This is a genomic window from Plesiomonas sp. (assembly GCF_051652165.1).
GTDB lineage: Bacteria > Pseudomonadota > Gammaproteobacteria > Enterobacterales > CAMTGL01 > Plesiomonas.
This window is the reverse complement of the sequence record NZ_JBOFTR010000015.1, coordinates 184486-210054: the sequence shown is the minus strand read 5'-3', so window position 1 is coordinate 210054 and position 25569 is coordinate 184486. Positions and strand designations below refer to the sequence as shown.

The following is a 25569-nucleotide window of genomic DNA, read 5'->3' as shown; positions in this document are numbered from 1 at the left end:
TTTATGGGTAAAGATCATTGTGCTACCGCCGATACAAGAGCATAGCCAAGGAGATAAGGGGCTCACTGTGCAGTGGTCTTGTGTGTCATTTTTGCCAAACCTAGTATTCCCACTCGTATTGTTATTCAGTGCTTGCCGTGTGCAGGCCGATGGTGGCCCACCTGTTGAAGTGTATGAGCAAGAAAAATTGCTGCGACAAATTGTCAGCGAACAACATTTACAACAGGTTCAGGCCGATCAGTGTCAGTTGGTAGAAGACATTGAATTGCGTGCTCGTCAGGCTGAATATCCCGCATATCAGTTTTTATGGGGGGATATGCTTTCTCAAGGGGTATGTGTGCCACAAAATCCTGAGTTGGGGCTCTATTACCTGCAAAAATCTGCCGAGCAAGCACTGCCTGCCGCTTTTTTACGTTTAGGGCAATTTTATCGGCAGGGGCAATTTGTACAACAAGACAGTGAGCGGGCAATACGTTATCTGCGTGAAGGGGCAAGTTTGGGTAATTTATCAAGCCAGATAGCGTTAGCACAAATGCTGGTGGCCAATCAAGGAAGCCCGCTTGATTATGAGGCGAGCTATCGCTGGTTATCTGAAAGTATCACTGCTGATACCACTCAGCATCAGTTAATCAATACATTACGAAAAAAGCTCGCGGCTAAAATGCCTGAGAATGTTATTCAGCGCGCGACTAAATCACGTGGATTTTGGTGATACGAGAAGGCGGCTGTAGGTTACAGATGGGTTACTATTGATAAAATCAGGGCGCTCAAAAAGTGCCCTGATTGTGCCATTACAGTACTTAATTATTGTAAAACTTGGTGCGGACCAAAACACTCATAATGAATGCGATCAGCATCTACCCCCCAGCCCTGCAATGTTTGACCAATATGCTGCATAAAACCAAGCGGACCACAGAAGTAGTACTGCATATCTGGTGTATCTAGTGTGCTGCGCAGTGTTTGCAGATCAACGAAACCCTGATAGTGATAATCTTCACCCGGCAGATCTTGTGCGGTAGGTTGGTTGTACCAAACATGGCGGCTGATATTGCTATGCTGTGCAGCTTGCGCATTAATGTCTGCGGCAAACGCATGGTGTTGGCCATTTTCAGCTGCATGAATCCAGTGAATATCACCACTATGCTGTTGCTGAACCAGTGTATTAAACATACTCAGCATTGGGGTTAAACCTACGCCACCGGAGATCAGTGCGATTGGGATATGCGTGTCGGTTTGCAGGAAGAAATCACCGTATGGCATAGCCAGTTCAACCACATCACCCACTTGTGCTTCATTATGCAGATATGGCGAAACTTTGCCGCCTTCTTCACGTTTTACTGCAATGCGGTAGGTTTTGCCGTTTGGTGCGTCAGACAACGAGTACTGGCGAATTTCACGGTACTCAAAAGAGGCCGGACGCAGGTATACGGCCAGATATTGGCCCGGTAAATAATCGGCAACAGGCTGGCCGTCAACTGGCGCAAAAACAAAACTGGTGATCACATCACTCTCTTGGTTTTTTTCAACCAGAGTAAAAGCACGCGTGCCTAACCAGCCACCATTTTGCGTTGAACGCGCTTGGTAAATCGCCGCTTCACGCCCGATAAAGACATCAGCTAAAACCTGATACGCTTTTCCCCAAGCATCCAGCACTTCTTGACCTGGGTTAAACAGCTCGCGAATAGTGGCCAGTAAATGCTCACCCACAATCTGATATTGTGCAGGTTGGATATTAAAACTGGCATGTTTTTGTGCAATTTTTTCTACCGCAGGCAACAATGCCGCTAAATTTTCGATATTATTGGCATATGCAACAATCGCATTAAATAACGCTTCACGCTGACGACCACTTGCTTGATGCGTCATATTAAAAATATCTTGCAGTTCAGGGTGATGTGAAAACATCCGATCATAAAAATGTGCAGTCAGTTTTGGGCCCGTTTCTGCCAGCAATGGTGCTGTTGCTTTTACAATAGCGATGGTTTGGGTATCTAACATAGTTTGTTGTCACTCTTCAATTTTGGGTTATTATTTTTTCGCTATAAGTTGTATATTAAATGCATCTTTATAGTCAACCCAAAAATGTTAAAAATAAGTGTGACCCGACAATCTTATTTGTGTCACAGTACAAAATGAATACAGTGCTCAGTTATCAAGCATAACGTAATGCATTACCTGATTATCGATATCACCCCGTATCTTTTGTGGAGGAGAACCTTGAGTGCAATTAACAAGTTTTACTGATTATGGCCTCAGAGCACTGATTTATATGGCTTTACTTCCAGAGGGACAACTGACAAACATCAGTGAAGTTACCCAAGTATACGGTGTCTCACGCAATCACATGGTAAAAATAATTAATCAACTGAGTCACATGGGCGTGGTTGAGGCCGTACGGGGTAAAAAGGGTGGCATTCGGCTTGGCAGGCCTGCTGCACAAATCTGTGTAGGAGATGTGGTACGTGGCCTAGAGCCTATGCAATTGGTGAATTGTAGCCATGAATTTTGCCATATTACCCCCGCTTGCCGATTAAAACAGATTTTAGCAGATGCAGTTTCTGCATTTTTGGCTGAGTTAGATAAGTACACACTGGCCGATTTAATCAGCCAAAACTTGCCGTTACGTCAGCTGTTACACTTGCCGGAATAGGGTATACTCGATATAACCCTCCTAACCGGACCGCTATTATGTCGCAGGATCCCTACCTGGAAAGAGAAGCCGAGAAATACGAGCATCCGATCCCAAGCCGAGAGTTTATACTCGCTCACCTTACCGAGCGTCATGCTCCAGCCAATCGTGATGAGTTAAGCCGCGAACTGGGTTTGACAGATGATGAATCACTAGAAGGCTTGCGCCGTCGCTTGCGCGCTATGGAGCGTGATGGTCAACTGGTTTTTACTCGTCGCCAGTGTTACGCCCTGCCTGAGCGCCTTGATATGGTGCGCGGCACTGTAGTCGGGCATCGCGATGGTTACGGTTTTTTACGTGTTGAAGGGCAAAAAGATGATCTGTTTTTGCCCAACGATCAAATGCGCCAAGTTTTACATGGTGATGTGATCTTAGCCCAACCAATGGGGCTCGATCGCCGAGGTCGCCGTGAAGCGCGTATTGTGCGTGTTGTTGAACCGCGTAAAGCACAAATTGTTGGCCGCTATTTTATGGATCAGGGGCTTGGCTTTGTTGTCCCCGATGATAACCGTATTAGCCAAGATATCATGATCCCGCCAGACGACAGCAATGGCGCACGCATGGGCCATGTGGTGGTAGTGGAGCTGACTCAGCGCCCAGGCAAGCGGATCAATGCTGTCGGCCGTGTGGTTGAAGTACTGGGTGAAAACATGGCTCCGGGCATGGAGATCCAAATTGCCCTGCGTAACCATGATATTCCGCATACTTGGCCAGAGGCCGTTGAAAAGCAAGTCAGCAAGTTAAAAGAAGAGGTGCCCGAAGAGGCCAAGCGTGGTCGAATTGACCTGCGTGATCTGCCGCTGGTAACGATTGACGGCGAAGATGCTCGTGATTTTGACGATGCCGTTTACTGTGAAAAAATAGCCTCTGGTGGATGGCGACTGTGGGTTGCTATCGCTGATGTGAGTTACTATGTTCGCCCGAAAACAGCGTTAGATACTGAAGCGCGGAATCGAGGTACATCGGTCTACTTCCCGTCACAAGTGATCCCGATGCTACCGGAAGTCCTATCAAACGGATTGTGTTCACTTAATCCACAAGTTGATCGCCTATGCATGGTCTGCGAAATGACCATCTCGCCACGCGGGAAGCTCTCATCCTACACCTTCTATGAAGCGGTCATGAACTCCCATGCCCGTCTGACTTACAACAAAGTCTGGCGTATGCTTGAAGGTGATGAAGAGCTGCGTGAACACTACGCGCCGCTAGTGCCGCATCTTGAAGAGCTGTATGGCTTGTACAAAATGTTGCGTAAAAACCGTGAACAGCGCGGCGCAATTGATTTTGAAACTCAAGAAACCAAATTTATCTTCAATGCTGATCGCCGTATTGAGCGTATTGTGCCGCTTATTCGCAATGATGCGCACAAGATCATCGAAGAGTGTATGATCTTAGCGAATATCTCTTCAGCCCGTTTCATGGAAAAATACCAAGAGCCGGCGCTTTACCGCGTGCACGATCTACCGGGTGAAGAGCGTCTAACCGGTTTTCGTAGCTTCTTGGGCGAATTAGGTTTGAGCCTGACTGGGGGATTAAAACCAGAACCCGCCGATTACGCTAAACTGATGGATGACATCAGTGAGCGTACCGATCGCGAGCTGATCCAAACGATGCTGCTGCGCTCAATGAAGCAAGCTATTTATGATCCGGAAAACCGTGGTCACTTTGGTCTGGCGCTAGAAGCTTACTCACACTTTACTTCACCGATTCGCCGCTATCCAGATCTGTCACTGCATCGTGGCATTAAATATCTGTTAGCCAAGCAAGCTGGTGAAGCGAAAGAGCGTTGGACAAATAGCGGCGGCTGGCACTATCTCGACAGCGATATGGACCAGCTCGGTGAGCACTGTTCGATGTGTGAGCGCCGCGCCGATGATGCAACGCGTGATGTCTCTGACTGGCTCAAGTGTGAGTACATGCAAGACCATGTCGGTGAAGAGTTCCATGGTGTAATAGCGGCTGTGACCGGCTTTGGCTTCTTTGTCCGGCTTGATGAGCTGTTCATTGATGGCTTAGTGCATGTCTCTTCACTGGCAAACGATTACTACCAGTTTGATGCAGTCGGTCAGCGCCTAATTGGTGAGAACCTGGGCAATATCTATCGTTTAGGCGATGGGGTAAAAGTCAAAGTCAGTGCTGTACACTTAGATGAGCGTAAAATCGATTTTGAGTTACTGACTACCGATCGTCAGCCACGGGGGGCAGGAAAAACAGCCCGTAATGCACTGAAAAAAGGCACAGAAAAGCGTCGCAGTAATAAAAAATCAGGGCACTCAAATGCAGGGAAACCCGTGTTTAATCTGCCGAAAGAGGCAGAGAGCCGTGGCCCAAAAAAAGCCAAAGTCACCCGTTCTGACAAACCTAAAACAGGTGATTCTAAAAAACCGAACCGAAAGAAGAAACCCTAATCCATGAGTGATGTGATTTTCGGCATTCATGCCGTCAAATCGTTGCTGGAGTCAGATCCAGAGCGATTTATTGATGTATTTATCCTCAAAGGTCGTGAAGATGAACGCATGCGTCCGCTGCTTAATGAGCTGCGTCGTCTTGGCGTGAGCATTCAGTTAGCGAATCGTCAGGTGCTTGATACAAAATCTGAAGGCGCAGTACATCAAGGTATTGTGGCACGCGTTACTGAAGGTAAGCAGTACGATGAGCACGACTTAAACGATCTGCTAGATAAAGTCGATACTCCGTTTTTACTGATCCTCGATGGCATTACTGATCCGCATAACCTCGGTGCATGCTTGCGCAGTGCCGATGCTGCGGGTGTGCACGCAGTGATTGCCCCGAGAGATCGTTCTGCCAAGCTAAACTCGATTGCTCGGAAAGTGGCCTGTGGTGCTGCCGAACATGTGCCGCTGATCAGTGTCACTAATCTGGCGCGTACAATGCGTGCGTTGCAAGATCGTGGTATCTGGCTGGTAGGAACGGCCGGTGAAGCGACCCATGACCTGTACCAGAGCAAGCTTAACGGCCCAATGGCTTTGGTGATGGGTGCCGAAGGCGAAGGTATGCGCCGCCTAACGCGTGAGCATTGTGATGAGCTCATTAGCATCCCGATGGCCGGTACCGTCTCTTCACTGAACGTTTCGGTTGCAACCGGTATCTGCCTGTTTGAAGCCGTGCGTCAGCGTAAAGCGTAACAGAGCTTCATGGTTACCGGCCCTTGCTGGCCGGTAACACCGAATACGGCTGACCGTGGGTGTCAATCTCTTGGTGTAAACTATTACCGCCACTATTAGCCGTTTCTTTACACTTTTCCCGCTCCACACGCCTGATCAGCCGCCGTCTAATTCAGCGATTTACGCGAATATTCTTGTATTCCCTGCTGGGGTTAAGTACACTTCGGCGGCTTAAATTCAGTCGTACTTTGAAATCGTTCCTTGCTTCCGCGGGCTGACGACTGACCCGGATCGGAGGCTGAATAATCCGTAAGGAGCAATTGATGCGTCATTACGAAATCGTATTTATGGTTCATCCTGACCAAAGCGAACAGGTTCCAGGCATGATCGAGCGTTACACTGGCTCAATCCAAGCTGTAGGTGGCACAATCCACCGTCTGGAAGACTGGGGCCGCCGTCAACTGGCTTACCCAATCAACAAACTGCACAAAGCTCACTACGTTCTGATGAACGTTGAAGCTACGCAAGAAGTGATTGACGAGCTGGAAACTAACTTCCGCTACAACGACGCTGTAATCCGTAACCTGGTTATGCGTACTAAGCATGCAGTCACCGAAGTGTCGCCAATGGCTAAAGCGCGTGAAGAACGTCGTGATCGTCGTGACGAATTCGCTGGTGCAGACGATAGCGCAGAGGAAGCTGCTGAGTAATTATCGCTATGACAGCTAATCGTCTGGTGTTATCGGGCACAGTGTGCAAGATACCCAAGCGGTCAGTCAGCCCCGCCGGAATACCGCACTGCCAGTTTGTGCTTGAGCATCGCTCAGAACAACAGGAAGCCGGTTTTTCCAGACAAGCCTGGTGCCGTATGGTCGTGGTTGTCAGTGGGCAAGCGTCACAAGCCAATACTCACAGATTAGCGGTTGGCAGCAACCTGATGGTTACCGGTTTTATTACCCAACATCAGACCCGCAACGGACTAAATCAATTAGTGTTGCATGCCGAGCAGATCGAATTTATAGATTCAGGAGACAAGCCACATGGCACGTTATTTCCGTCGTCGTAAGTTCTGCCGTTTCACAGCGGAAGGCGTTCAAGAGATCGACTACAAAGATACCTTCACTCTGAAGAACTACATTACCGAAAGCGGCAAGATTGTTCCTAGCCGTATCACAGGTACTCGTGCTAAGTACCAGCGCCAGCTGGCACGCGCTATCAAGCGTTCACGTTACCTAGCTCTGCTGCCGTATACTGATGGTCATCAGTAATAGGCTGCTGTCTGTATTTTAAGACTCTAAAGAGGACACGGTAATGGAAGTTATTCTGCTTGATAAAATTGCAAACCTGGGCAGCCTTGGTGACAAGGTAAACGTAAAGGCTGGTTACGCACGTAACTACCTGGTGCCTCAGGCTAAAGCAGTGATGGCAACTAAGAAGAACATCGAGTTCTTCGAAGCTCGTCGCGCTGAACTAGAAGCTAAACTGGCTGAAACTCTTGTTGCAGCCTCAGCACGTGCAGAATCATTGACTGCACTGGCGCGCGTAACTATTACCTCTAAAGCGGGTGATGGTGGCAAGCTGTTCGGTTCTATCGGTACTCGCGATATCGCTGATGCCGTAACCGCAGCAGGCGTTGAAGTTTGTAAGAGCGAAGTTCGTCTGGACAATGGTGCTCTGCGCACTACTGGCGAGCACGAAATTCGCTTCCAACTGCACGGCGAAGTTTTCGCCACTGTAGTTATCAGCGTAGAAGCTGAAGCATAATTGCTTCACTTTCTTGCTTAAGAAGAACGCCGACATTTGTCGGCGTTTTTTGTTTCGGCACAACCTTCAATCAACTTCAGCCAAAACAACCGATATTACGCATTCTCTCTCGTGTAGCCACAAGGTATACTTAGCGGCTTAGTCTCATTTCTATCATCCGTTAGGGTGATACTCTCAAGTGCAGTGAATGTCTATGGCGGTTAAACAAACCAAACCCACACGCAGAGATGCGCAGGTTGACGGCATTAAACTGCCGCCACACTCATTAGAAGCTGAACAATCTGTTCTCGGCGGCTTAATGCTGGATAACGAACGCTGGGATAACGTGGCTGAAAAAGTAGTGGCCCGTGATTTTTACAGCCGTCCGCACCGTCTGATTTTTGAAGAGATGCACCGCTTATTAGAGCGCAGTAAGCCCATTGACCTGATTACGCTCTCTGAATCCCTTGAAGTAAAAGGGATTTTAGATGATGTCGGTGGCTTTGCCTATTTAGCTGAATTATCGAAAAATACCCCCAGTGCGGCCAATATCTCTGCCTATGCCGAGATAGTGCGTGAGCGTGCGGTGGTGCGCGACATGATTTCGGTGGCACATGAAATTGCCGATGCCGGTTACGATCCGCAGGGCCGCAACAGTGAAGATTTGCTCGATCTGGCTGAGTCTAAAGTCTTCCAGATTGCTGAAAATCGGGTCAGCAAAGATGAAGGCCCGAAAAGTATCGAGAGCATTTTGGAAGATACTGTTTCGCGTATTGAGCAGTTGTACCAGCGGCCGCACGACGGCGTTACCGGTGTCTCGACCGGTTTTGGTGATTTGGATAAAAAAACGGCTGGCTTGCAATCTTCTGATCTGATTATCGTGGCCGCACGACCTTCAATGGGTAAAACCACGTTCGCGATGAACCTGTGTGAAAATGCGGCGATGATGCAGGATAAACCGGTACTGATTTTCAGCCTTGAGATGCCAGCTGAACAGATCATGATGCGTATTCTGGCTTCACTTTCCCGCGTTGATCAAACTCGCATTCGTACCGGTCAGCTCGACGACGAGGATTGGGCGCGGATCTCAAGTACCATGGGCTTGTTGCTGGAAAAACGCAACATGTACATTGATGACTCATCTGCACTAACCCCAACTGAATTGCGTGCTCGTGCACGGCGGATTTTCCGTGAGCATGGTGGTTTGAGCATGATCATGGTCGATTATCTGCAACTGATGCGCGTTCCGGCGCTTTCTGACAACCGGACACTGGAAATTGCTGAAATTTCCCGTTCACTCAAAGCGCTGGCTAAAGAGCTGCAAGTACCGGTGGTCGCGCTGTCACAGTTGAACCGAAGTCTGGAGCAACGTGCCGATAAGCGGCCGGTGAACTCCGATCTGCGTGAATCAGGCTCTATCGAGCAAGATGCTGACTTGATTATGTTTATTTATCGTGATGAGGTCTATCACGAGAATAGTGATCAAAAAGGCGTGGCCGAGATCATTATCGGTAAACAGCGTAACGGCCCGATAGGCTCGGTACGCTTAGCGTTCCAAGGACAGTGGTCTCGGTTTGATAACTATGCTGGCCCTGCGTATAACGATGAGTATTAAGGACAAATACGTGAAAGCAGCAACTGCCGTGATTGATCGCCTCGCATTGCGACATAATCTGCAACGGGTGAAAGATTTTGCCCCTGATAGTCGGATTATTGTTGTCGTTAAAGCTAATGGCTACGGTCATGGTTTGATGGATGTTGCGCATACACTCAAAGAGCAAGCCGATTGCTTTGGGGTCGCTCGGATCGAAGAGGCACTGGCCTTACGCTCTGGTGGTATTGTAAAACCGATTCTTATGCTGGAAGGGTTTTTCTCTGCCGAAGATCTGCCAGTATTGGTTGCTAATAATATTGATACAGTCGTACACAGTGTTGAGCAATTAGAAGCATTAGAGCATGCAGTGTTAGAACGCCCTATTACCGTTTGGATGAAGCTTGATACCGGTATGCACCGTTTGGGTGTACGTCCAGAGCATGCTGAGGCGTTTTATCAGCGTTTGCAACACTGCACGAATGTCGTGCAGCCAGTACGCTTTATTAGCCATTTTAGCCGTGCTGATGAGCCTGAAGTGAGCACTACCGCTGATCAACTGGCCTGTTTTGATGCCATTGTTGCTAATAAACAAGGGGCACAATCCATTGCGGCTTCAGGGGGAATTTTGTTATGGCCACAATCACACCGTGACTGGGTACGCCCAGGGATTATTTTGTACGGTATTTCTCCGTTGAGTGATTCATTTGCCGATTGTTATGGCTTGCGCCCTGCGATGACGCTCAAATCAAGCCTGATTGCGGTACGCGAACATAAAGCCGGAGAAGCGGTAGGTTATGGTGGTTGCTGGGTGAGTGAACGTGATACCTATTTAGGTGTGGTGGCAATTGGTTATGGTGATGGTTATCCGCGTGATGCTGCAACTGGTACACCCGTACGGGTAAATGGCCGTATTGTGCCGTTAGTGGGGCGAGTCTCGATGGATATGGTCACGGTAGATTTAGGGCCAGCAACGCAAGATAAAGTGGGCGATGAAGTGATCTTATGGGGTGAGGGCTTACCGTGCGAACATGTTGCCCAATACACGGGTACTATCGCCTATGAACTGGTGACTAAACTGACTCCTAGGGTGCAAATGCAGTATATTGGTGATTAATCGGTTGTTACGTTAACCGTTTTTGCATCAATAAGGTTGCGTACGGCTTTTGACCTATTTTTGTATCAATAACCTACCGATACAATATTCACTTCTGCAAACTTAACAGGCAATCAGCACCCTCATTTGGGGTGATGGTTGCCTGTTTGCAGGATATTTAACTGCACTTACTGTTATTTTGCAGTTATTTGGCCCACAGCGCCTTACCATATAAACGCGCATTCCAATCTTCTACCATCCCTGTTTGTAAACGTGCTTGAACTTTACCTTTCCAACTCACAGCAAGTTGTTCACAATCATTCATGGCCACAAGCCCAACATGGTTGAGTGGCTCAGTGTAAAAAATATGGTTCATATGGTAGACCGAAAGCGGAGAGCTACCTTGTGTGAGCAATTTGAGAGTATCTTTAGGTTGCACAATACCCGGCTGCAATACGCGCAATAACCAACCTGTACGGCCACTGCTTTGCATTGCCATAGCAAGATTTTCAACCTCAAAGCGTAAATTGAGTTTATAACAAGGTGAACGAGGTTGGCTAATTTGTACAACGGCCTCCCCTAATTGAAACACATCCCCTACATGGCAATTTTCTTCGGTTAGCCCAAATCCAGAGAGATTTTCACCCAATGCCCCGCGGATAAAATTGGGGTTTCCAGCATATACATCAGCCCAATGCTCATAGTGTTCGGCAGGATAGTAATGCAACGCACGATCAACGCCACCATGATGGCGAGTATCCGCTTGCTGATCGCCTTCAAAACCGAGCTCACTTAAAAAAAGTGCACTGGTACTCTCATTTTTGTAGATGGCACTGTGAATGCCATGCAATTGTGTACTACATACTCCGTGGAAAATGCGCATATCGCTGCTATTCATGGTTTTCTCGACTACTTGATTTAAAAAGAAGAGCGCATTAAAACTGTGATCTTAATCTCTCTATAGCGGCATAGTCGTTATTGATTATGCTCAGAGGAGTAAACTTCCGTAAAACAACATTTCTTAACACCCATTGGGTACTTGAAAGCTCTAATCTGTTCTTTGATTTACGTGATTCAATTAAATACTGCGTTTTAAACACAGATCAATGTATAGGAACACAGAAGAATGAAAAATATTAATCCGACTCAAACGGCAGCATGGCAACACCTTGAGCAGCATTATCAAACAATGCGTCATACTCATTTGCGTGATCTTTTTGCCGATCAAGCCGATCGTTTTACCGCGTATTCTGCCGAATTTGAAGATCAAATTTTGTTAGATTATTCGAAAAACTTGATTAATCAATCCACTATGGCGCATCTGTTTGCGTTAGCAGAGCAAACTGATTTGCCCGCATCGATTAAATCAATGTTTGGTGGTGAGAAAATTAACCGCACCGAAGATCGCGCAGTACTCCATATTGCACTGCGTAACCGCAGTAACACCCCGATTATGGTCGATGGCTATGATGTAATGCCTCAAATTAATGCGGTACTTGCCAAAATGCAGGTATTTTGCAATCGCGTGATTGGCGGTGAGTGGAAAGGCTATACCGGTAAAGCCATTACTGATGTGGTGAATATTGGGATCGGCGGCTCAGATCTTGGCCCTTATATGGTCACTGAAGCACTGAAAGCGTATAAAAACCACCTGAATATGCACTTTGTCTCTAACGTTGATGGCACACACATTGCCGAAACGCTGAAAACTCTCAACCCTGAAACCACACTCTTTTTGGTGGCCTCAAAAACCTTTACCACGCAGGAAACCATGACCAATGCACTCTCTGCACGTGCATGGTTCTTGGCGGCAGCAGAAGATCAAGCGCATGTCGCCAAACACTTTGCTGCGTTATCAACCAATGCCAGCGCAGTGGCAGCATTTGGTATTGATACAGCCAATATGTTTGAGTTTTGGGATTGGGTTGGTGGGCGCTATTCACTCTGGTCAGCCATTGGTTTGTCAATTGCACTGTCAATTGGCTTTGATAATTTCGAGCAACTGCTGTCTGGTGCTCACGCGATGGACCGCCATTTTGCTGAAACCGAACTGTCGCACAACCTACCGGTTTTGCTGGCGCTGATTGGCCTGTGGTACAACAATTTCTTTGGTGCTGAAACTGAAGCCATTTTACCGTATGACCAATACATGCACCGTTTTGCCGCCTATTTCCAGCAGGGAAATATGGAATCAAACGGTAAATCGGTCGATCGCAACGGTAAACCGGTAAATTACCAGACTGGCCCGATTATCTGGGGTGAGCCAGGCACCAACGGTCAGCACGCGTTTTATCAGCTAATCCATCAGGGCACAAAACTGATCCCGTGCGATTTTATTGCCCCGGCGAACAGCCATAATCCACTGGGTGATCATCATATTAAATTGATGTCAAACTTCTTTGCTCAAACCGAAGCCTTAGCATTTGGTAAAACTGCCGCTGAAGTGGAAGAGGAGTTTGTTTTGGCCGGTAAAACTGCCGCAGAGGTTGAGCATATCGTTCCGTTCAAAGCGTTTGAGGGCAATCGCCCCACTAACTCTATCTTGCTGCGTGAAATCACCCCGTATAGCTTAGGGGCACTGATTGCTTTATATGAGCACAAAATTTTTGCACAGGGCGCAATACTGAATATTTTTAGTTTTGACCAATGGGGCGTTGAACTGGGTAAACAACTGGCTAACCGCATTTTGCCTGAGCTGCACGATAGTCTCGCAGTGCAAAGCCATGACAGTTCAACGAATGGCTTAATCAACAGCTTTAAACAGTGGCGTAAATAAGAACTGTTTACCGTCAGCAGATTAAAGCCGCTCGACACAGACCTCGGGGCGTAGATAATGCCCCGATTTTTGAAACACGACTATTCAGAGGATGCCGAGCACAACGCACAAGTGCCATGCAATTCAACAATACGGTGTTTAATTGTAAAACCAAGATCTGTTGCTGTAGCGGTCAACGTGTGATCTATGGCCTCACTGCGGCACTCATTAATACAACCACACTGATCACAAATAAAAAGTTGGGTATGGTGCTCGTGCTCTTCAAAACCGCTGCACAAAACAAAACTATTGACCGACTCCACCTTATGTACAAAACCCTGCTCTAACAGAAAATCGAGTGCCCGATATACGGTTGGGGGTTTTGCTTGAGGTTCACTTTGCCGTAATTTATCAAGCAAATCATAGGCGCTAATTGCACCTGTGTGTTCTGCAAGTAAACATAACACCTGTTGACGTTGCGTTGTCAGGCGGACACCGCGTTGCTCGCATAACATTTGTGCTTTTTGAAGTAACCGCTTGAGTGCTTGTGGGTTCATGCCAACATTCTATGAGATAAAAGCTTTTTAGAGAGCAAGTTTAGCATGGGCGCTCAAAAAATAGCGAAAAGTGGTGCGGGTTTGTTAGAATGCGCGCCCGATGAGGAGATCTGCATGACCCAATACCCAAGCCAACGTTTTTCTGTAGCCCCGATGCTCGACTGGACCGACCGCCACTGTCGCCATTTCCACCGCCAACTGACACAGCAAACCCTGCTGTACACTGAAATGGTCACGACTGGTGCGATCATTCACGGAAAAGGCGATTATCTGGCCTATAACGAGGAAGAGCATCCGCTGGCACTCCAACTGGGCGGCAGTAACCCGGCTGATTTGGCACAGTGCGCAAAACTGGCCGAACAGCGCGGTTATGATGAGATCAACCTCAATGTAGGTTGCCCGTCAGATCGCGTACAAAACGGTATGTTTGGTGCGTGCCTGATGGGGAATGCTGCACTGGTTGCCGACAGCATCAAAGCGATGCGCGATGTCGTTTCCATTCCCGTCACCGTGAAAACCCGTATTGGGATTGATGATCAAGATAGCTACCCGTTTTTGGTCGATTTCATTCAGACCGTGGCTGAAAAAGGCGAGTGTGACACCTTTATTGTGCATGCCCGTAAAGCTTGGTTGTCGGGCCTAAGCCCGAAAGAGAACCGGGAGATCCCACCGCTTGATTATGAGCGAGTCTATCAACTCAAGCGCGATTTTCCGCACCTGACTATTGCCATTAATGGCGGAATTAAAACGCTCGATGAGGCAAAAATCCACCTTGCACATCTTGATGGCGTAATGGTCGGGCGTGAAGCCTACCAAAACCCAACCCTGCTGACACAAGTCGATCAACAACTGTTTGATCCAAGTGCACCGGTGGTTGATGGTATTACGGCTGTTGAGGCTATGTACCCGTATATCGAGCGCGAACTCAGTCAGGGAACATACCTTGGCCACATTACCCGACACATGCTGGGTATTTTTCAGGGTATTCCGGGTGCACGCCAATGGCGGAGACATCTGAGTGAAAATGCCCATAAAGCCGGTGCGGGCATTGATGTCTTACAAGCTGCACTGAAGATGGTCCAACGCGGGTAAGGTAGTTTACGTAACTAGGCTCAGGTAGCGGGGTTGATGCCATTGAGTCTAGATAATGGTAACTCAGTAAAAAGCAGCATGAACCTATACGGTGATTGGCTTATGATAACGCTTACGTAATGTAACCGCGATTTTTGCGGACAATGCCAGCGATGATGCTGACCAAACTTGCAGGCAATTTGCCTGTTACGAAAGGAAATGCAGTGATGTTGGAACTGTTTTTTGTTTTAGGCTTTTTTGCCGTGCTATTGATGACCGGTTTGTCACTCCTTGGCGCAATTGCCGCACTGGTTGCTGGTTTTGTGGTTATGCTGCTGGCCGGTATGCTGGCTGTTGCTTTTAACGTACTACCGTGGCTCATTGTTGCCGTTATTGTCGTCTGGTTTATTCGTACAAAAACCCAATATGGTCGGCGTTATCTTCGTTAATAATAGCCTCTTTTAACCGATTAACGTACCGGTTATCGGTTGTAATAGGTGCACTTTTATGTGAAGTTTATTCAATTTATGTTATGTGTTTATCCCGTTTATTTACTAGAAGATTAAGTGGTTTATCGGTATTGTTACCACATAATTCACAAATGCAGCTGTTATTGATAAGGATATCATCATGCAAAAAGGGCGTTTCTCCCTGTTATGGCTAAGTCATTTATGGTTAAGCTGCATGTTATTTAGCGGAGCTGTATTTGCAAATGTGTCAATTGCACAGCCTTACGCACGGGCAACGGTTGCCAATGCAAATGTTTCTGCGGTTTTTTTGACCCTGTTTAATCCAGAAAGTGATACGCGAAAACTGGTTGCAATCAGCACCCCGTTTGCACAGAAAGCAGAAATGCACCAAAGCACGACGAATGCACAAGGGGTGATGAGTATGCAGGCTGTTGAGCAGATAACCCTTCCTGCTAAAGGTACGGTGATCTTACAACCCGGTGGCCTGCATATTATGCTACTGAATTTACATCAGGCACTGCCTGAGGGCACAACAGTGCCGTTGATATTAACATTTGATAATGGCCAGCAGGCTCAGGTTGAAGCCGTTGTAAAAGCGGTAAAACCTTCGATAAAACAGCATCAACATTAATTTTTTAGATGTACTCCCACTTAGGCTATATGCATATCCACACAGCATTTGCTGTGTTTTTTCTTTCAAAGTGGGATCGGTGATTGCGTTACTTGGTAATAGTGTAAAGGATATTAATAATGAAAAAGAGTTTAGCTCTGTTAACATTGTTTGCTGCTTCTCCGGCGATGGCCGATGCGTTATCCATTAAAGGAAGTACAGAGTTTCTAGCAGGTACAACCCTAGATGCGGGGGGCGGCTATCGTGATAGCAGTGCCAGCGGTTATCGTATAGGTTTGCAACTTGAACACCCAATTCCACTGCTCCCCAATGCCATGATCCGTTATCAAAACCTGGATGGTAGCTCTAACGGTCAGGTTATCGAGCAAGAAAAGTGGGATATGATCGGTTATTACCAGTTATTGGATAATGGCCTAATTAACATTGATATCGGGGCCGGCTGGCGGCAGCAGACCAATACAGTCAGTAACCACCACGTTGAAAAAGGCATGTTTTTAGCTTATTCAGCTGGTGAGTTAACGATTCCAAGCACACCACTGTCAGTGACCGCGGAACTGAATATGCCATTCTATGACAGCACATGGGGTTATGATGGCCAATTAGGGTTAGCATGGAATGCTGGCGCACTGAGCCTCAAAGCCGGTTATCAGTGGACGAAAATGGACTTCGATGAACACAGCAATGCAAGCAATATGGATACCAATGGCTGGTATGGCGGTTTGTCATTCGGCTTCTAAATATGTGAGTGAAACTCATCACACACGTTAACGGGCACTGCGGTGTCCGTTCTTATTTCTTTCGGTTATTAAACATTGCTATCCATTCTTTAGCTTGATTTGGAACTGTAGGTAATCTAGCCACATCTCTAGCATAAGGAATGTCGTGATGATGAGTGCCAAGGATTTACTGGCAGCCTCCGTGCCAATCAGTGCCGCGCAGCTAAGCGGTTTACAGCAAACTCTAGGTGACCCCTCCGTACAACAACTGGCATGGTTATCCGGCTATTTTTGGGCACTGAGCCATCAGGCCAGTACAGCAACACTGGCCACCCCTCTTGGCAGCCAGGCACCCGCTATCAGCACGGCCACGCAGACTCCGACATCCGTCATCACCCTGATTTCAGCCTCACAAACCGGCAATGCCAAACGGGTTGCAGAAGGCCTGCGTGATGCGCTGCAAACCGAAGGCTGGCAGGTGAACTACCTGAAAGCGGCTGATGTAAAATTAAAAAGTCTGGCTCAAGTTCAAATCCTGATTGTCATTGCCGCCACCTATGGTGAAGGTGAGCCGCCGGAAGAGGCCGTTGAGCTGCATAAATTCCTGTACGGCAAAAAAGCCCCTGATCTCTCTGCCGCTCAGTTTGCCGTATTTGGCTTAGGAGACTCCTCCTACGAAAAGTTTTGCCAAACCGGTAAAGATTTTGACTCTCGTCTTGCCGAGTTGGGCGCCCGGCGTTTACTGGCACGGGTTGATGCCGATGTGGATTATCAAATTGCCGTTGGCCCATGGTCTGCCGCGTTAGTGGCTGAACTAGCCCCGCAGTTAGCGGTAGCATCTTCAATCATCTCCACCTCTGTGGCTGAAACCGCGCATGTACCCGTATCCCCTAACAAACAGCAGCACTACAGCAAATATGCACCCTGCACTGTGCAACTTGCTGCCCAGCAAAAAATTACCGGCCGTTTCTCTGAAAAAGACGTTCGTCACATTGAAATTGATCTGGCTGAGAGTGGCTTAACTTATCAGGCCGGTGATGCGCTCGGTGTCTGGTTTAGCAATGATCCTCTGCTGGTGGATGAGTTGCTCGGTTATGTCAGTTTACAGGGCAGTGAAACGGTCAGTGTTGATACCCATTTAGATTTATCACTGCGTGAAGCACTGATTCATCACTATGAGATCACCCAAAACGCCCCTTCAGTGGTTGACGCTTATGCCGGTTTTAGCGGTGCAGAGCACCTACAGATCTTAACGGGGGATAAAGCCGCACTGCGTCACTATGCCCAACAGCACTCACTGATTGCCATGCTACAACAGGCCCCAAGCCCGCTAAGTGCTGAACAACTGCTTGGTATGTTGCGCCGTTTAACCCCACGCCTGTACTCCATTGCCTCAGCACAAGAAGAGGTGGGAGATGAAGTGCACCTGACCGTTGGCGTGGTGCGTTATGAAGAGCATGCACAAATTCGTAGCGGCGGAGCATCTGGTTTTCTAGCCGATCGGTTGCAAACCGGTGATGCGCTGCGGGTGTTTGTCGAGCCCAATGATAACTTCCGCCTGCCCAATGATCCTCAAACACCGGTCGTGATGATTGGTCCGGGAACCGGCATTGCCCCGTTCCGTGCTTTTATGCAACAACGTGAGGCCTCTGGTGCGGAAGGGAAAAACTGGTTATTTTTTGGCAACCCACACTTTACCGATGACTTTTTGTATCAGGTGGAGTGGCAAAAATGGGTGAAATCAGGATTAGTGACGCAGATATCGCTGGCATGGTCGCGCGATCAGGCGCACAAAGTGTATGTGCAGGATAAAATTCGTGAGCAGGGCGGACAGCTCTGGCAGTGGTTACAGCAGGGCGCACACCTGTATGTCTGTGGTGATGCCAATCACATGGCACACGATGTACAACGTGCCCTACTTGAGGTTATTGCCCAGCATGGCCACTACTCTGCTGAACAGGCTGAAGAGTACCTTAGCGAGCTGCGCCAAACGAAACGCTATCAAAGGGATGTGTATTGATGAGCCAGAAATTATCGGATAATGAGCGTATCAAAAGTCAGAGCAACTTTTTACGCGGCAACATTGCAGAAGAGATTAACGACGGCCTAACGGGGGGCTTTTCTGCCGACAGTATTCAACTGATTAAATTTCACGGCCTGTATCAGCAAGATGATCGTGATATTCGTGCCGAGCGTGCCGAGCAAAAATTAGAGCCGCGCCACCACTTTTTGTTTCGCGCCCGTATCGCCGGAGGTGTGGTCTCACCTACGCAGTGGTTGGCCATTGATCAGTATGCCAGTGATCTGACACTGTATGGCAGTATCCGCCTGACCACACGGCAGACATTTCAGTATCACGGCATTCTCAAACCTAACCTGAAATCGGTCTTTCAGGGGCTCGATAAAGTCGGGATTGACTCTATTTTTACTGCCGGTGATGTTAACCGCAATGTAATGTGTACCTCTAACCCCGCAGAGTCGGTGTTGCATGCACAGGCGTATGAGTATGCCAAAACGCTCTCAGATCACTTTATGCCCAACGCCAAAGGCTATGCTGAGATCTGGCTGGATGAAGAAAAAGTAGCCGGCGGTGAGCAAGAGCCGATTTATGGCGCAACCTATCTGCCACGCAAGTTCAAAATGACTGTTGTGATCCCGCCACAAAATGATGTTGATTTGCATGCTAATGACCTGAACTTTGTTGCGATAGCAGAGCAAGGCCAGTTAGTGGGCTTTAACGTACTGATTGGCGGTGGTTTGGGCATGACGCATGGCGATCAGGCCACCTTCCCGCGTACGGCCACGGAATTTGGTTATATCGCAAAAGAAGATGCCATAAAAATTGCTGAAGCAGTGGTGACGACACAGCGCGATTTTGGTGACAGGAGTAACCGGCGTACCTCAAAAACCAAATATACTTTAGAGCGTATCGGGGTCGATACCTTCAAAGCCGAAGTCGAGCGCCGTTCGGATGTTACGTTTGCCCCGATCCGCCCGTATGCCTTTACCGGCCGAGGTGACAGATTTGGCTGGGTAGAAGGTATTGACGGTAAATGGCATCTCACCTTATTTATTGAGAACGGGCGCATCATTGATACGGCCGAGCAGACACTGAAAACGGGCTTACGGGAAATCGCCCAACAGCACAGCGGTGATTTTCGCTTAACCGCCAACCAAAACTTGATCATTGCCGGTGTCCCGCTAGAGCAAAAAGCCCAGATTGAAAAGCTGGCGCGTCAGCACGGTTTGCTGACCGAGGGTGTCAGCGCCCTGCGGCAAAACGCCATGGCGTGTGTTTCACTGCCAACCTGCCCGCTGGCCATGGCCGAAGCGGAGCGTTATCTGCCCGGTTTGGTGACGGATGTTGAACAGTTATTACAAAAGCATCAGTTGGCACATGAGCATCTGATTTTACGTGTAACAGGTTGTCCGAATGGGTGTGGCCGTGCCATGTTGGCAGAGGTTGGGCTGGTGGGCAAAGCACTGGGCCGTTATAACCTGCATCTGGGCGGTAGCCTGACGGGTGAGCGTATTCCGCGGCTATATCGTGAAAACATCAGCGAAGCGGAGATCCTCAATGAGCTGGATCAGCTAATTGGCCGCTGGTCAGCTGAACGCCTTGATAATGAACCGTTTGGTGATTTTACCCTGCGTAGTGGCATTGTTCGTGCGGTGACTGATCCGGCACGTGATTTTTACCACTGAGTCTGACTACCGGATATCGCCTGTTGGCGGTATCCTTTGAGGTTATTATGGTCTCTCTATCATCGGATTCCTTGTCGTTGCCACGGGCAGCCACAGCGCTGCACGTACCTGCGCTGGCAGAGCTATTGCTGTTGGATAAAGCAGCACAGCAACAGCAATTAGCCCCGATTAACCAGTTGTTGCTAACCCTGACGGCTGAACAGCGGGTCGCGTGGGCATTAACTCAGCTTCCGGCGCAGCATGTGCTCTCATCAAGCTTTGGTATTCAGGCCGCCGTCTGCCTGCATTTACTCAGTGTTCAGCAACCGCAGATCCCCGTTATCCTGACAGATACCGGTTATCTATTTGCAGAAACTTACCGTTTTATTGATGAGCTGACCGAGCGTTTACAGCTTAACCTACACATTTTTCGTGCCGAGCACTCACCGGCGTGGCAAGAGGCGCGTTATGGCAGGTTGTGGGAGCAAGGAGTAGAGGGGATCACCCAATATAATCAGCTCAATAAAGTTGAACCGATGCAGCGGGCATTACAAAGTTTAGGCGCGCAAACGTGGTTTTCTGGTTTACGTCATAGCCAGTCAGACAGTCGAGCGGCTCTGCCGATATTGGCGATACAACGTGGGGCATTTAAGTTTTTACCAATTGTTGATTGGAGTGATCGCCAGATTTACCAGTACCTTACCGAGCATCAACTGCCTTATCACCCACTGCGTGAACAGGGGTATTTATCGGTGGGCGATACCCACACTACCCAGAAATGGGAGCCAGGCATGAGTGAAGAGCAGACTCGCTTTTTTGGTTTGAAGCGCGAATGTGGGTTGCATGAAGAGCCTGAGAATCAGGGATCGGGAATTTAATGAATGCAGAGAGGGTTAATTGCGGATTAAACGTTGTTTTAAGCCCTATTGAATAGCCACATTCACAGGGAGAAGAGCGCACCGTGAGTGTGCTTTTTCCTCGTGGCTATTTTTTATATTTTTTTATTTACTGTGGATTTTTTCTATTCATACACTAGGTTTCTCTTTCTCTTTCTCTTTCTCTTTCTCTTTCTCTTTCCCTTTCCCTTTTATTCTGGTGCTCTGCTCTATTTTTCTTTCTTATTTTTATTCTCTATTTTTATTTTGTGTGTGGCTGGTTTACGTTTAATGAGTTTGTTTTTTATAGGGATGTTTATGTCTTGCACGGTTTAGTAGTAGAGATATGTTTGTCAGTCTACAAAAATAGATTGCAGCCGATATAGCAAACAGGCAGAGCAGTGATGTTAGTCGCTATCTTGCCAGATATTGCGCTAAAAAGAGCAGTGAGCATATATAGCCAATGGCGATAAAAAAATCCCATATATGCTTTTTGATGATTGTATGCATATTTTAATCTCCGCAATGTAGCTGCAAGGTTAACAATATGTTTAATTTATCAGTTTTGCAATCCTCTCCACGATTGCTTTTTTAAGGAGTGCAGGGAATGCCGCAGGCAGATCGAAAAACAGACAGTGATGATACTGATGGCGGAAATATACCGTTTGATGCGAAAACAACAGAAGAGATGCACAGTACCAACCCGCGCCTGATTAGTGCGCGTAAACGTGCCATTGATATTGCCACTGCGCGACATATTGACGGGAAAATCTACCCGCAACAGACGCTAACACTGACTCAGCGATTACAGCAGCGCTTGCAGCAAGAGCAGCGTGATCGGCAAGCCAACTTAGAGAGCATCATGCGAATTGGTGCAAGCTTGTGTCAAGATACGCTGGCGGTGGAGGCTGATCCTGATTGGATCAGCAGTTTTTTACAGTTGGCACAAGAGACGCGTGGCAGTGCCATGCAGCGTTTATGGGGCCGAATTTTGGCACAGGAAATTGTGCAGCCGGGCAGCTTTTCAATTAAGGCGCTGCGTACCCTGCGTGATATGACGCAGCGTGAAGCGCGGCTGTTTCAGCGTGCGTGTGCGGTGTCATGCAGTTTTAGCAGTGACAGTGCCTCTAAGCGAATCATCACCGGTTTACGGCCGGCGAAAAGTGGGCTGAAGGCACTCTTTCGGGCGGCGTTGCCTGAGCAGCTCAATCTGGGGACATTCAAACTGCCTTACAGTGCGTTACTGTTACTGCAAGAGCTGGGTTTGTTGTTGGGTGGCGAGCTGGAGTCGGGAAGTTTAATCGCCGGAAAACCGTTTCACCTGCATTTTTCCGGTAGCGATCTTAGCTTGACTGCTGCAGAGGCCGGACACCGTTTAACCTACTACCGATTTAGTCCGGTGGGTGAGGAGTTGTCGCAACTGCTTACCGGTAATGTGTTGCCCGAATATGTGCAGTTGCTCAGTACGTTGTTTGGTGCGCATGTTGCGGTATCTGTACGTCAGACCACGGTTACTGCATCTGCTGGCGTATTGTAGGGGCAATGCGATAAAAAAACTCCGCAACAGGGTGCGGAGTTTGTATGGCTATATTTGATTGAGGCTATATTTGCGCCTTTGTATGTGCATGGCCGCTTGTGTTGCTGATGTGTCTTGCAACGTTTGCGTTGTTAGCAGCAGCCCCGTTGCCAAGGTACGCGAACCATAAAGGCAGGGTTGGCCAGATCTTCGCGCTGGTTATAACGCAGCGGTTGGTTATCGAGCGTTTCAATAACTGCGCCAGCCGCTTGTGCGATACAGTGTCCGGCTGCGGTATCCCACGCCATTGTACGGCCAAAGCGCGGGTAGAGCTGGGCGCTGCCCTCGGCCACTAAACAGAATTTGAGTGATGAGCCTACCGCCATCAAGGTGTGCGGCCCAAGTTCATTGAGATAGCGATTAAGCTGCGGGTCTTGATGCGAACGGCTGGCAATGACGACCGGAGGCATTGCTTGCTGCACTTGCAGGCTATCACGCTGACCATTATGAATGCGCCATGCCTTACCGCCTTCAGCTAAATAGAGCTTATCTTGAGCTGGGGCATATACCACTGCCATGATAGGAACACCGTGCTCAATCAGCGCAATGTTGACGGTAAACTCACCGTTACGCTTGATAAACTCTTTGGTACCATCAAGCGGGTCAACCAGCCAGAATCGTGTCCAGTGGCGGCGGGTTTCCCACGGTAATACGGTAGCCTCTTCCGAGAGCACGGGGATCCCTGCGGTGAGTGATGTCAGCCCGTTCACAATAATGTGATGTGCAGCCAGATCGGCTTCGGTCAACGGCGACGCATCGGCTTTATGCACGATAGTCACTTCACGTTGATAGGCCGACATAATGGCGGCTCCCGCTTCGCGTGCGATCTTCTCTAACGCCTGCAACATAGGTGTACCTCTCTTACCTAATGATGCCACGTGTTTTCAGCGCCTCCAGTAATGTATCGACCAGTTCACTGACAGAGTGCTGATCGCTGTGAAGATGCACTTCCGGATGTTGTGGGGCTTCGTACACGGCATCGATGCCCGTAAAGTCTTGAATTTCACCCGCGCGCGCCTTTTTGTACAGCCCTTTTACGTCGCGGCGTTCACATTCCGTGAGCGGCGTATCGACATACACCTCAATAAATTGATCTGGCTCGACTAATTCCCGCACTAAACGGCGCTCATCGCGGTGCGGTGAGATAAATGCGGTGAGCACCACCAGCCCCGCATCCACCATCAGTTTACTGACTTCACCCACCCGCCGAATGTTTTCGCGACGGTCTGCCGCACTAAAACTGAGGTCGCGGCATAAGCCATGGCGGACGTTATCCCCATCGAGCAGGTAGGTGTGGATCCCGCGTTGGAACAGGGCGTGTTCGAGCGCACCGGCCAGTGTTGATTTTCCTGCACCGGATAATCCGGTAAACCAGAGCACCGCGGCGCGGTGCTGATGAAGTTGCTCGCGGGCAGCCTGTTTAACTGGGTGAGCATGCCAGACGATGTTATCGGGCTTATCAATGCCCGATTGACAGATGCTTGCTTGATTGATATCTGATCTATTCATAAGAAAGACTCGTATCATCAAAAATATCCGTGCTGATATCACGTGCGCCCCAGTGTGGATACTGTTTGCGGATCAGAGCATTGAGCTCACGTTCAAAGGCGCTGTAGGGTTGACTTGGTGCTGCACCTGCTTGTTGTGCAGCGTCGGTGGTATCGCGCGTGGATAAACGCTGGTGGATAAGTCCAGCGCCGACGGTGACATTGCTCAAGCGGTCAATAAAGATAAAACTGCCACATTCAGCACTTTGCCGATAGGTATCGAGCGCCAGAGGTTCGGTAAATTCAATCTCGACACGCCCGATGCCGTTGAGCGGCAGTGCGTCAGTTTCATGCTGCGCGTGGCTGTTTACATCGGTTTGGTGCAGTATCGCGCTGATACGGGCTTGTGTTTTCTTTCCGGCCAGCTTGATATCGTAGGTTTTTCCCACCTGTAAGGGCTGTTCTGTCATCCACACCACATCGGCCAGAATGCGCGAGGTGGTTTGCAACGGATCGTCTGCGGCAATCAGCAGGTCGCCACGGCTGATATCAATCTCATCGGCCAGAACCAGTGTAATCGCCTGCCCTGGTACGGCAACGGGCAGATCGCCATCAAAGGTCACTATACGGCTGACATGAGTTTCCAATCCTGAAGGCAGTACTTTGAGTTTTTGCCCGACCGCGACAGTGCCTGAGGCCAGTGTTCCGGCGTAACCGCGAAAATCACGATCTGGGCGGCTAACATATTGTACTGGGAAGCGTAACGCCTGCTCGGTACGCGATTGCACAACATCAATCTCTTCGAGCACCTGCAACAGTGCTGGCCCCTGATACCAGTTGAGGTTTTCAGTACGCTGTACCACGTTATCACCATCAAGGGCTGATAGCGGCAAAATCGTGATTTGTAACTCAGGGTTTAAACGGTCAGCAAATGCCAGATAATCTTGTTTGATTTGCGCAAAAATCTCAGCACTGTAACCGACCAGATCCATTTTATTGACTGCGACTACAAAGTGGCGGATACCGAGCAAGTTGGCGATAAAGCTGTGACGACGGGTTTGACTAAGCATGCCTTTGCGGGCATCAATCAGTAAAATTGCCACATCACAGGTAGATGCGCCGGTGGCCATATTACGGGTGTACTGCTCATGGCCGGGGGTATCGGCAATGATAAATTTACGTTTATCAGTTGAAAAATAGCGGTAAGCCACATCAATGGTGATGCCTTGCTCACGCTCGGCTTGCAGCCCGTCAACCAATAGGGCCAGATCGAGTTTCTCACCAGCAGTACCTATCCGGCGGCTGTCTGCGTGCAGTGAACTGAGCTGATCTTCATAAATCTGGCGGGTATCATGCAGTAATCGCCCAATTAAGGTGCTTTTACCGTCATCAACACTTCCACAGGTTAAGAAACGCAGCAATCCTTTATGTTGTTGCGCCAGCAGGTAGGCTTCCACGCCCTGTTCGGCAATTTGTTGTGCAATATAGTTATTCATGATGCCG

At 48.6% G+C, this 25569-nt stretch carries 24 protein-coding genes and 1 pseudogene; 19 read left to right on the top strand and 6 right to left on the bottom strand.

Annotated elements, in window-relative coordinates:
* Positions 1–19: 19 nt before the first annotated feature.
* Positions 20–712, top strand: a complete 693-nt coding sequence (locus tag ACRC53_RS09385) for a tetratricopeptide repeat protein (protein ID WP_438643180.1) — start codon at positions 20–22, stop codon at positions 710–712.
* Between the two features lie 92 nt (positions 713–804).
* Here ACRC53_RS09385 and hmpA read toward each other — a convergent pair whose 3' ends face one another.
* Complete coding sequence (gene hmpA / locus ACRC53_RS09380) at positions 805–1998, bottom strand: NO-inducible flavohemoprotein (protein ID WP_438643179.1); 1194 nt, start codon at positions 1996–1998, stop codon at positions 805–807.
* Between the two features lie 223 nt (positions 1999–2221).
* Between hmpA and nsrR the strand changes: the two genes are divergently transcribed.
* The 9 genes and pseudogenes from nsrR to alr all read left to right on the top strand — a co-directional run bounded on the left by nsrR (position 2222) and on the right by alr (position 10265).
* Positions 2222–2650: a nitric oxide-sensing transcriptional repressor NsrR gene (gene nsrR / locus ACRC53_RS09375; RefSeq protein WP_438643178.1), complete on the top strand. Its 429-nt coding sequence runs from the start codon at positions 2222–2224 to the stop codon at positions 2648–2650.
* 38 nt (positions 2651–2688) lie between these two features.
* Positions 2689–5094: pseudogene (gene rnr / locus ACRC53_RS09370) on the top strand (ribonuclease R); the annotation flags it as partial.
* Positions 5095–5100: 6 nt separating this feature from the next.
* Positions 5101–5835, top strand: a complete 735-nt coding sequence (gene rlmB, locus ACRC53_RS09365) for a 23S rRNA (guanosine(2251)-2'-O)-methyltransferase RlmB (protein WP_438643177.1) — start codon at positions 5101–5103, stop codon at positions 5833–5835.
* Between the two features lie 302 nt (positions 5836–6137).
* On the top strand, positions 6138–6524 hold the full coding sequence (gene rpsF, locus ACRC53_RS09360) for a 30S ribosomal protein S6 (protein WP_438643176.1): 387 nt from the start codon (positions 6138–6140) through the stop codon (positions 6522–6524).
* Between the two features lie 8 nt (positions 6525–6532).
* The gene (gene priB, locus ACRC53_RS09355) at positions 6533–6880 is read left to right on the top strand and encodes a primosomal replication protein N (RefSeq protein ID WP_438643175.1); all 348 of its coding nucleotides are present in this window, start codon (positions 6533–6535) and stop codon (positions 6878–6880) included.
* The gene (gene rpsR, locus ACRC53_RS09350; protein ID WP_438622148.1) at positions 6855–7082 is read left to right on the top strand and encodes a 30S ribosomal protein S18; all 228 of its coding nucleotides are present in this window, start codon (positions 6855–6857) and stop codon (positions 7080–7082) included. Before priB ends, rpsR begins: the two co-directional genes overlap by 26 nt.
* A gap of 43 nt (positions 7083–7125) precedes the next feature.
* Complete coding sequence (rplI, locus tag ACRC53_RS09345; protein WP_438643174.1) at positions 7126–7578, top strand: 50S ribosomal protein L9; 453 nt, start codon at positions 7126–7128, stop codon at positions 7576–7578.
* A 193-nt stretch (positions 7579–7771) separates the two neighbouring features.
* The gene (gene dnaB, locus ACRC53_RS09340; RefSeq protein ID WP_438643173.1) at positions 7772–9172 is read left to right on the top strand and encodes a replicative DNA helicase; all 1401 of its coding nucleotides are present in this window, start codon (positions 7772–7774) and stop codon (positions 9170–9172) included.
* 10 nt (positions 9173–9182) lie between these two features.
* A complete protein-coding gene (gene alr / locus ACRC53_RS09335) occupies positions 9183–10265 on the top strand; it encodes an alanine racemase (protein WP_438643172.1) in 1083 nt (360 codons plus the stop codon).
* A gap of 184 nt (positions 10266–10449) precedes the next feature.
* On the opposite strand, the gene ACRC53_RS09330 is transcribed toward alr, so the two are convergent.
* Positions 10450–11142, bottom strand: coding sequence for an MOSC domain-containing protein (locus ACRC53_RS09330; protein WP_438643171.1), 693 nt, complete (start codon positions 11140–11142; stop codon positions 10450–10452).
* Between the two features lie 228 nt (positions 11143–11370).
* Between ACRC53_RS09330 and pgi the strand changes: the two genes are divergently transcribed.
* Positions 11371–13020 carry a glucose-6-phosphate isomerase gene (gene pgi / locus ACRC53_RS09325; protein ID WP_438643170.1) on the top strand — a complete coding sequence of 550 codons (1650 nt, stop codon included), beginning with the start codon at positions 11371–11373 and terminating at the stop codon, positions 13018–13020.
* Positions 13021–13100: 80 nt separating this feature from the next.
* Here pgi and zur read toward each other — a convergent pair whose 3' ends face one another.
* A complete protein-coding gene (gene zur / locus ACRC53_RS09320; protein ID WP_438643169.1) occupies positions 13101–13556 on the bottom strand; it encodes a zinc uptake transcriptional repressor Zur in 456 nt (151 codons plus the stop codon).
* Positions 13557–13670: 114 nt separating this feature from the next.
* Here zur and dusA point away from each other — a divergent pair, with 114 nt between their 5' ends.
* From dusA to ACRC53_RS09280, 8 genes are all read left to right on the top strand, one after another.
* On the top strand, positions 13671–14648 hold the full coding sequence (gene dusA / locus ACRC53_RS09315) for a tRNA dihydrouridine(20/20a) synthase DusA (protein WP_438643168.1): 978 nt from the start codon (positions 13671–13673) through the stop codon (positions 14646–14648).
* Between the two features lie 206 nt (positions 14649–14854).
* A complete protein-coding gene (gene pspG, locus ACRC53_RS09310) occupies positions 14855–15076 on the top strand; it encodes an envelope stress response protein PspG (RefSeq protein WP_438643232.1) in 222 nt (73 codons plus the stop codon).
* A 181-nt stretch (positions 15077–15257) separates the two neighbouring features.
* A complete protein-coding gene (locus ACRC53_RS09305; protein ID WP_438643167.1) occupies positions 15258–15728 on the top strand; it encodes a copper chaperone PCu(A)C in 471 nt (156 codons plus the stop codon).
* Positions 15729–15847: 119 nt separating this feature from the next.
* Positions 15848–16465: a TIGR04219 family outer membrane beta-barrel protein gene (locus ACRC53_RS09300; protein ID WP_438643166.1), complete on the top strand. Its 618-nt coding sequence runs from the start codon at positions 15848–15850 to the stop codon at positions 16463–16465.
* Positions 16466–16616: 151 nt separating this feature from the next.
* Complete coding sequence (gene cysJ, locus ACRC53_RS09295) at positions 16617–18464, top strand: NADPH-dependent assimilatory sulfite reductase flavoprotein subunit (protein WP_438643231.1); 1848 nt, start codon at positions 16617–16619, stop codon at positions 18462–18464.
* Positions 18464–20149, top strand: a complete 1686-nt coding sequence (gene cysI / locus ACRC53_RS09290; protein WP_438643165.1) for an assimilatory sulfite reductase (NADPH) hemoprotein subunit — start codon at positions 18464–18466, stop codon at positions 20147–20149. The genes cysJ and cysI overlap by 1 nt, the downstream gene beginning before the upstream one ends.
* A gap of 113 nt (positions 20150–20262) precedes the next feature.
* Positions 20263–21006 (top strand): phosphoadenylyl-sulfate reductase, encoded by a 744-nt coding sequence (locus ACRC53_RS09285; protein WP_438643230.1) that lies wholly within the window; start codon positions 20263–20265, stop codon positions 21004–21006.
* 604 nt (positions 21007–21610) lie between these two features.
* The gene (locus ACRC53_RS09280) at positions 21611–22540 is read left to right on the top strand and encodes a TIGR03899 family protein (protein ID WP_438623441.1); all 930 of its coding nucleotides are present in this window, start codon (positions 21611–21613) and stop codon (positions 22538–22540) included.
* A gap of 131 nt (positions 22541–22671) precedes the next feature.
* Here the strand turns inward: ACRC53_RS09280 and cysQ are convergent, their stop codons facing one another.
* The 3 genes from cysQ to cysN are packed head-to-tail and all read right to left on the bottom strand — an operon-like array spanning position 22672 to position 25562.
* Entirely contained in the window at positions 22672–23427 is a 756-nt protein-coding gene (gene cysQ, locus ACRC53_RS09275) for a 3'(2'),5'-bisphosphate nucleotidase CysQ (RefSeq protein WP_438643164.1), read from the bottom strand.
* A gap of 13 nt (positions 23428–23440) precedes the next feature.
* Positions 23441–24088: an adenylyl-sulfate kinase gene (gene cysC, locus ACRC53_RS09270; protein WP_438643163.1), complete on the bottom strand. Its 648-nt coding sequence runs from the start codon at positions 24086–24088 to the stop codon at positions 23441–23443.
* Positions 24081–25562 carry a sulfate adenylyltransferase subunit CysN gene (gene cysN / locus ACRC53_RS09265; RefSeq protein WP_438643162.1) on the bottom strand — a complete coding sequence of 494 codons (1482 nt, stop codon included), beginning with the start codon at positions 25560–25562 and terminating at the stop codon, positions 24081–24083. The genes cysC and cysN overlap by 8 nt, the downstream gene beginning before the upstream one ends.
* Positions 25563–25569 lie beyond the last annotated feature (7 nt).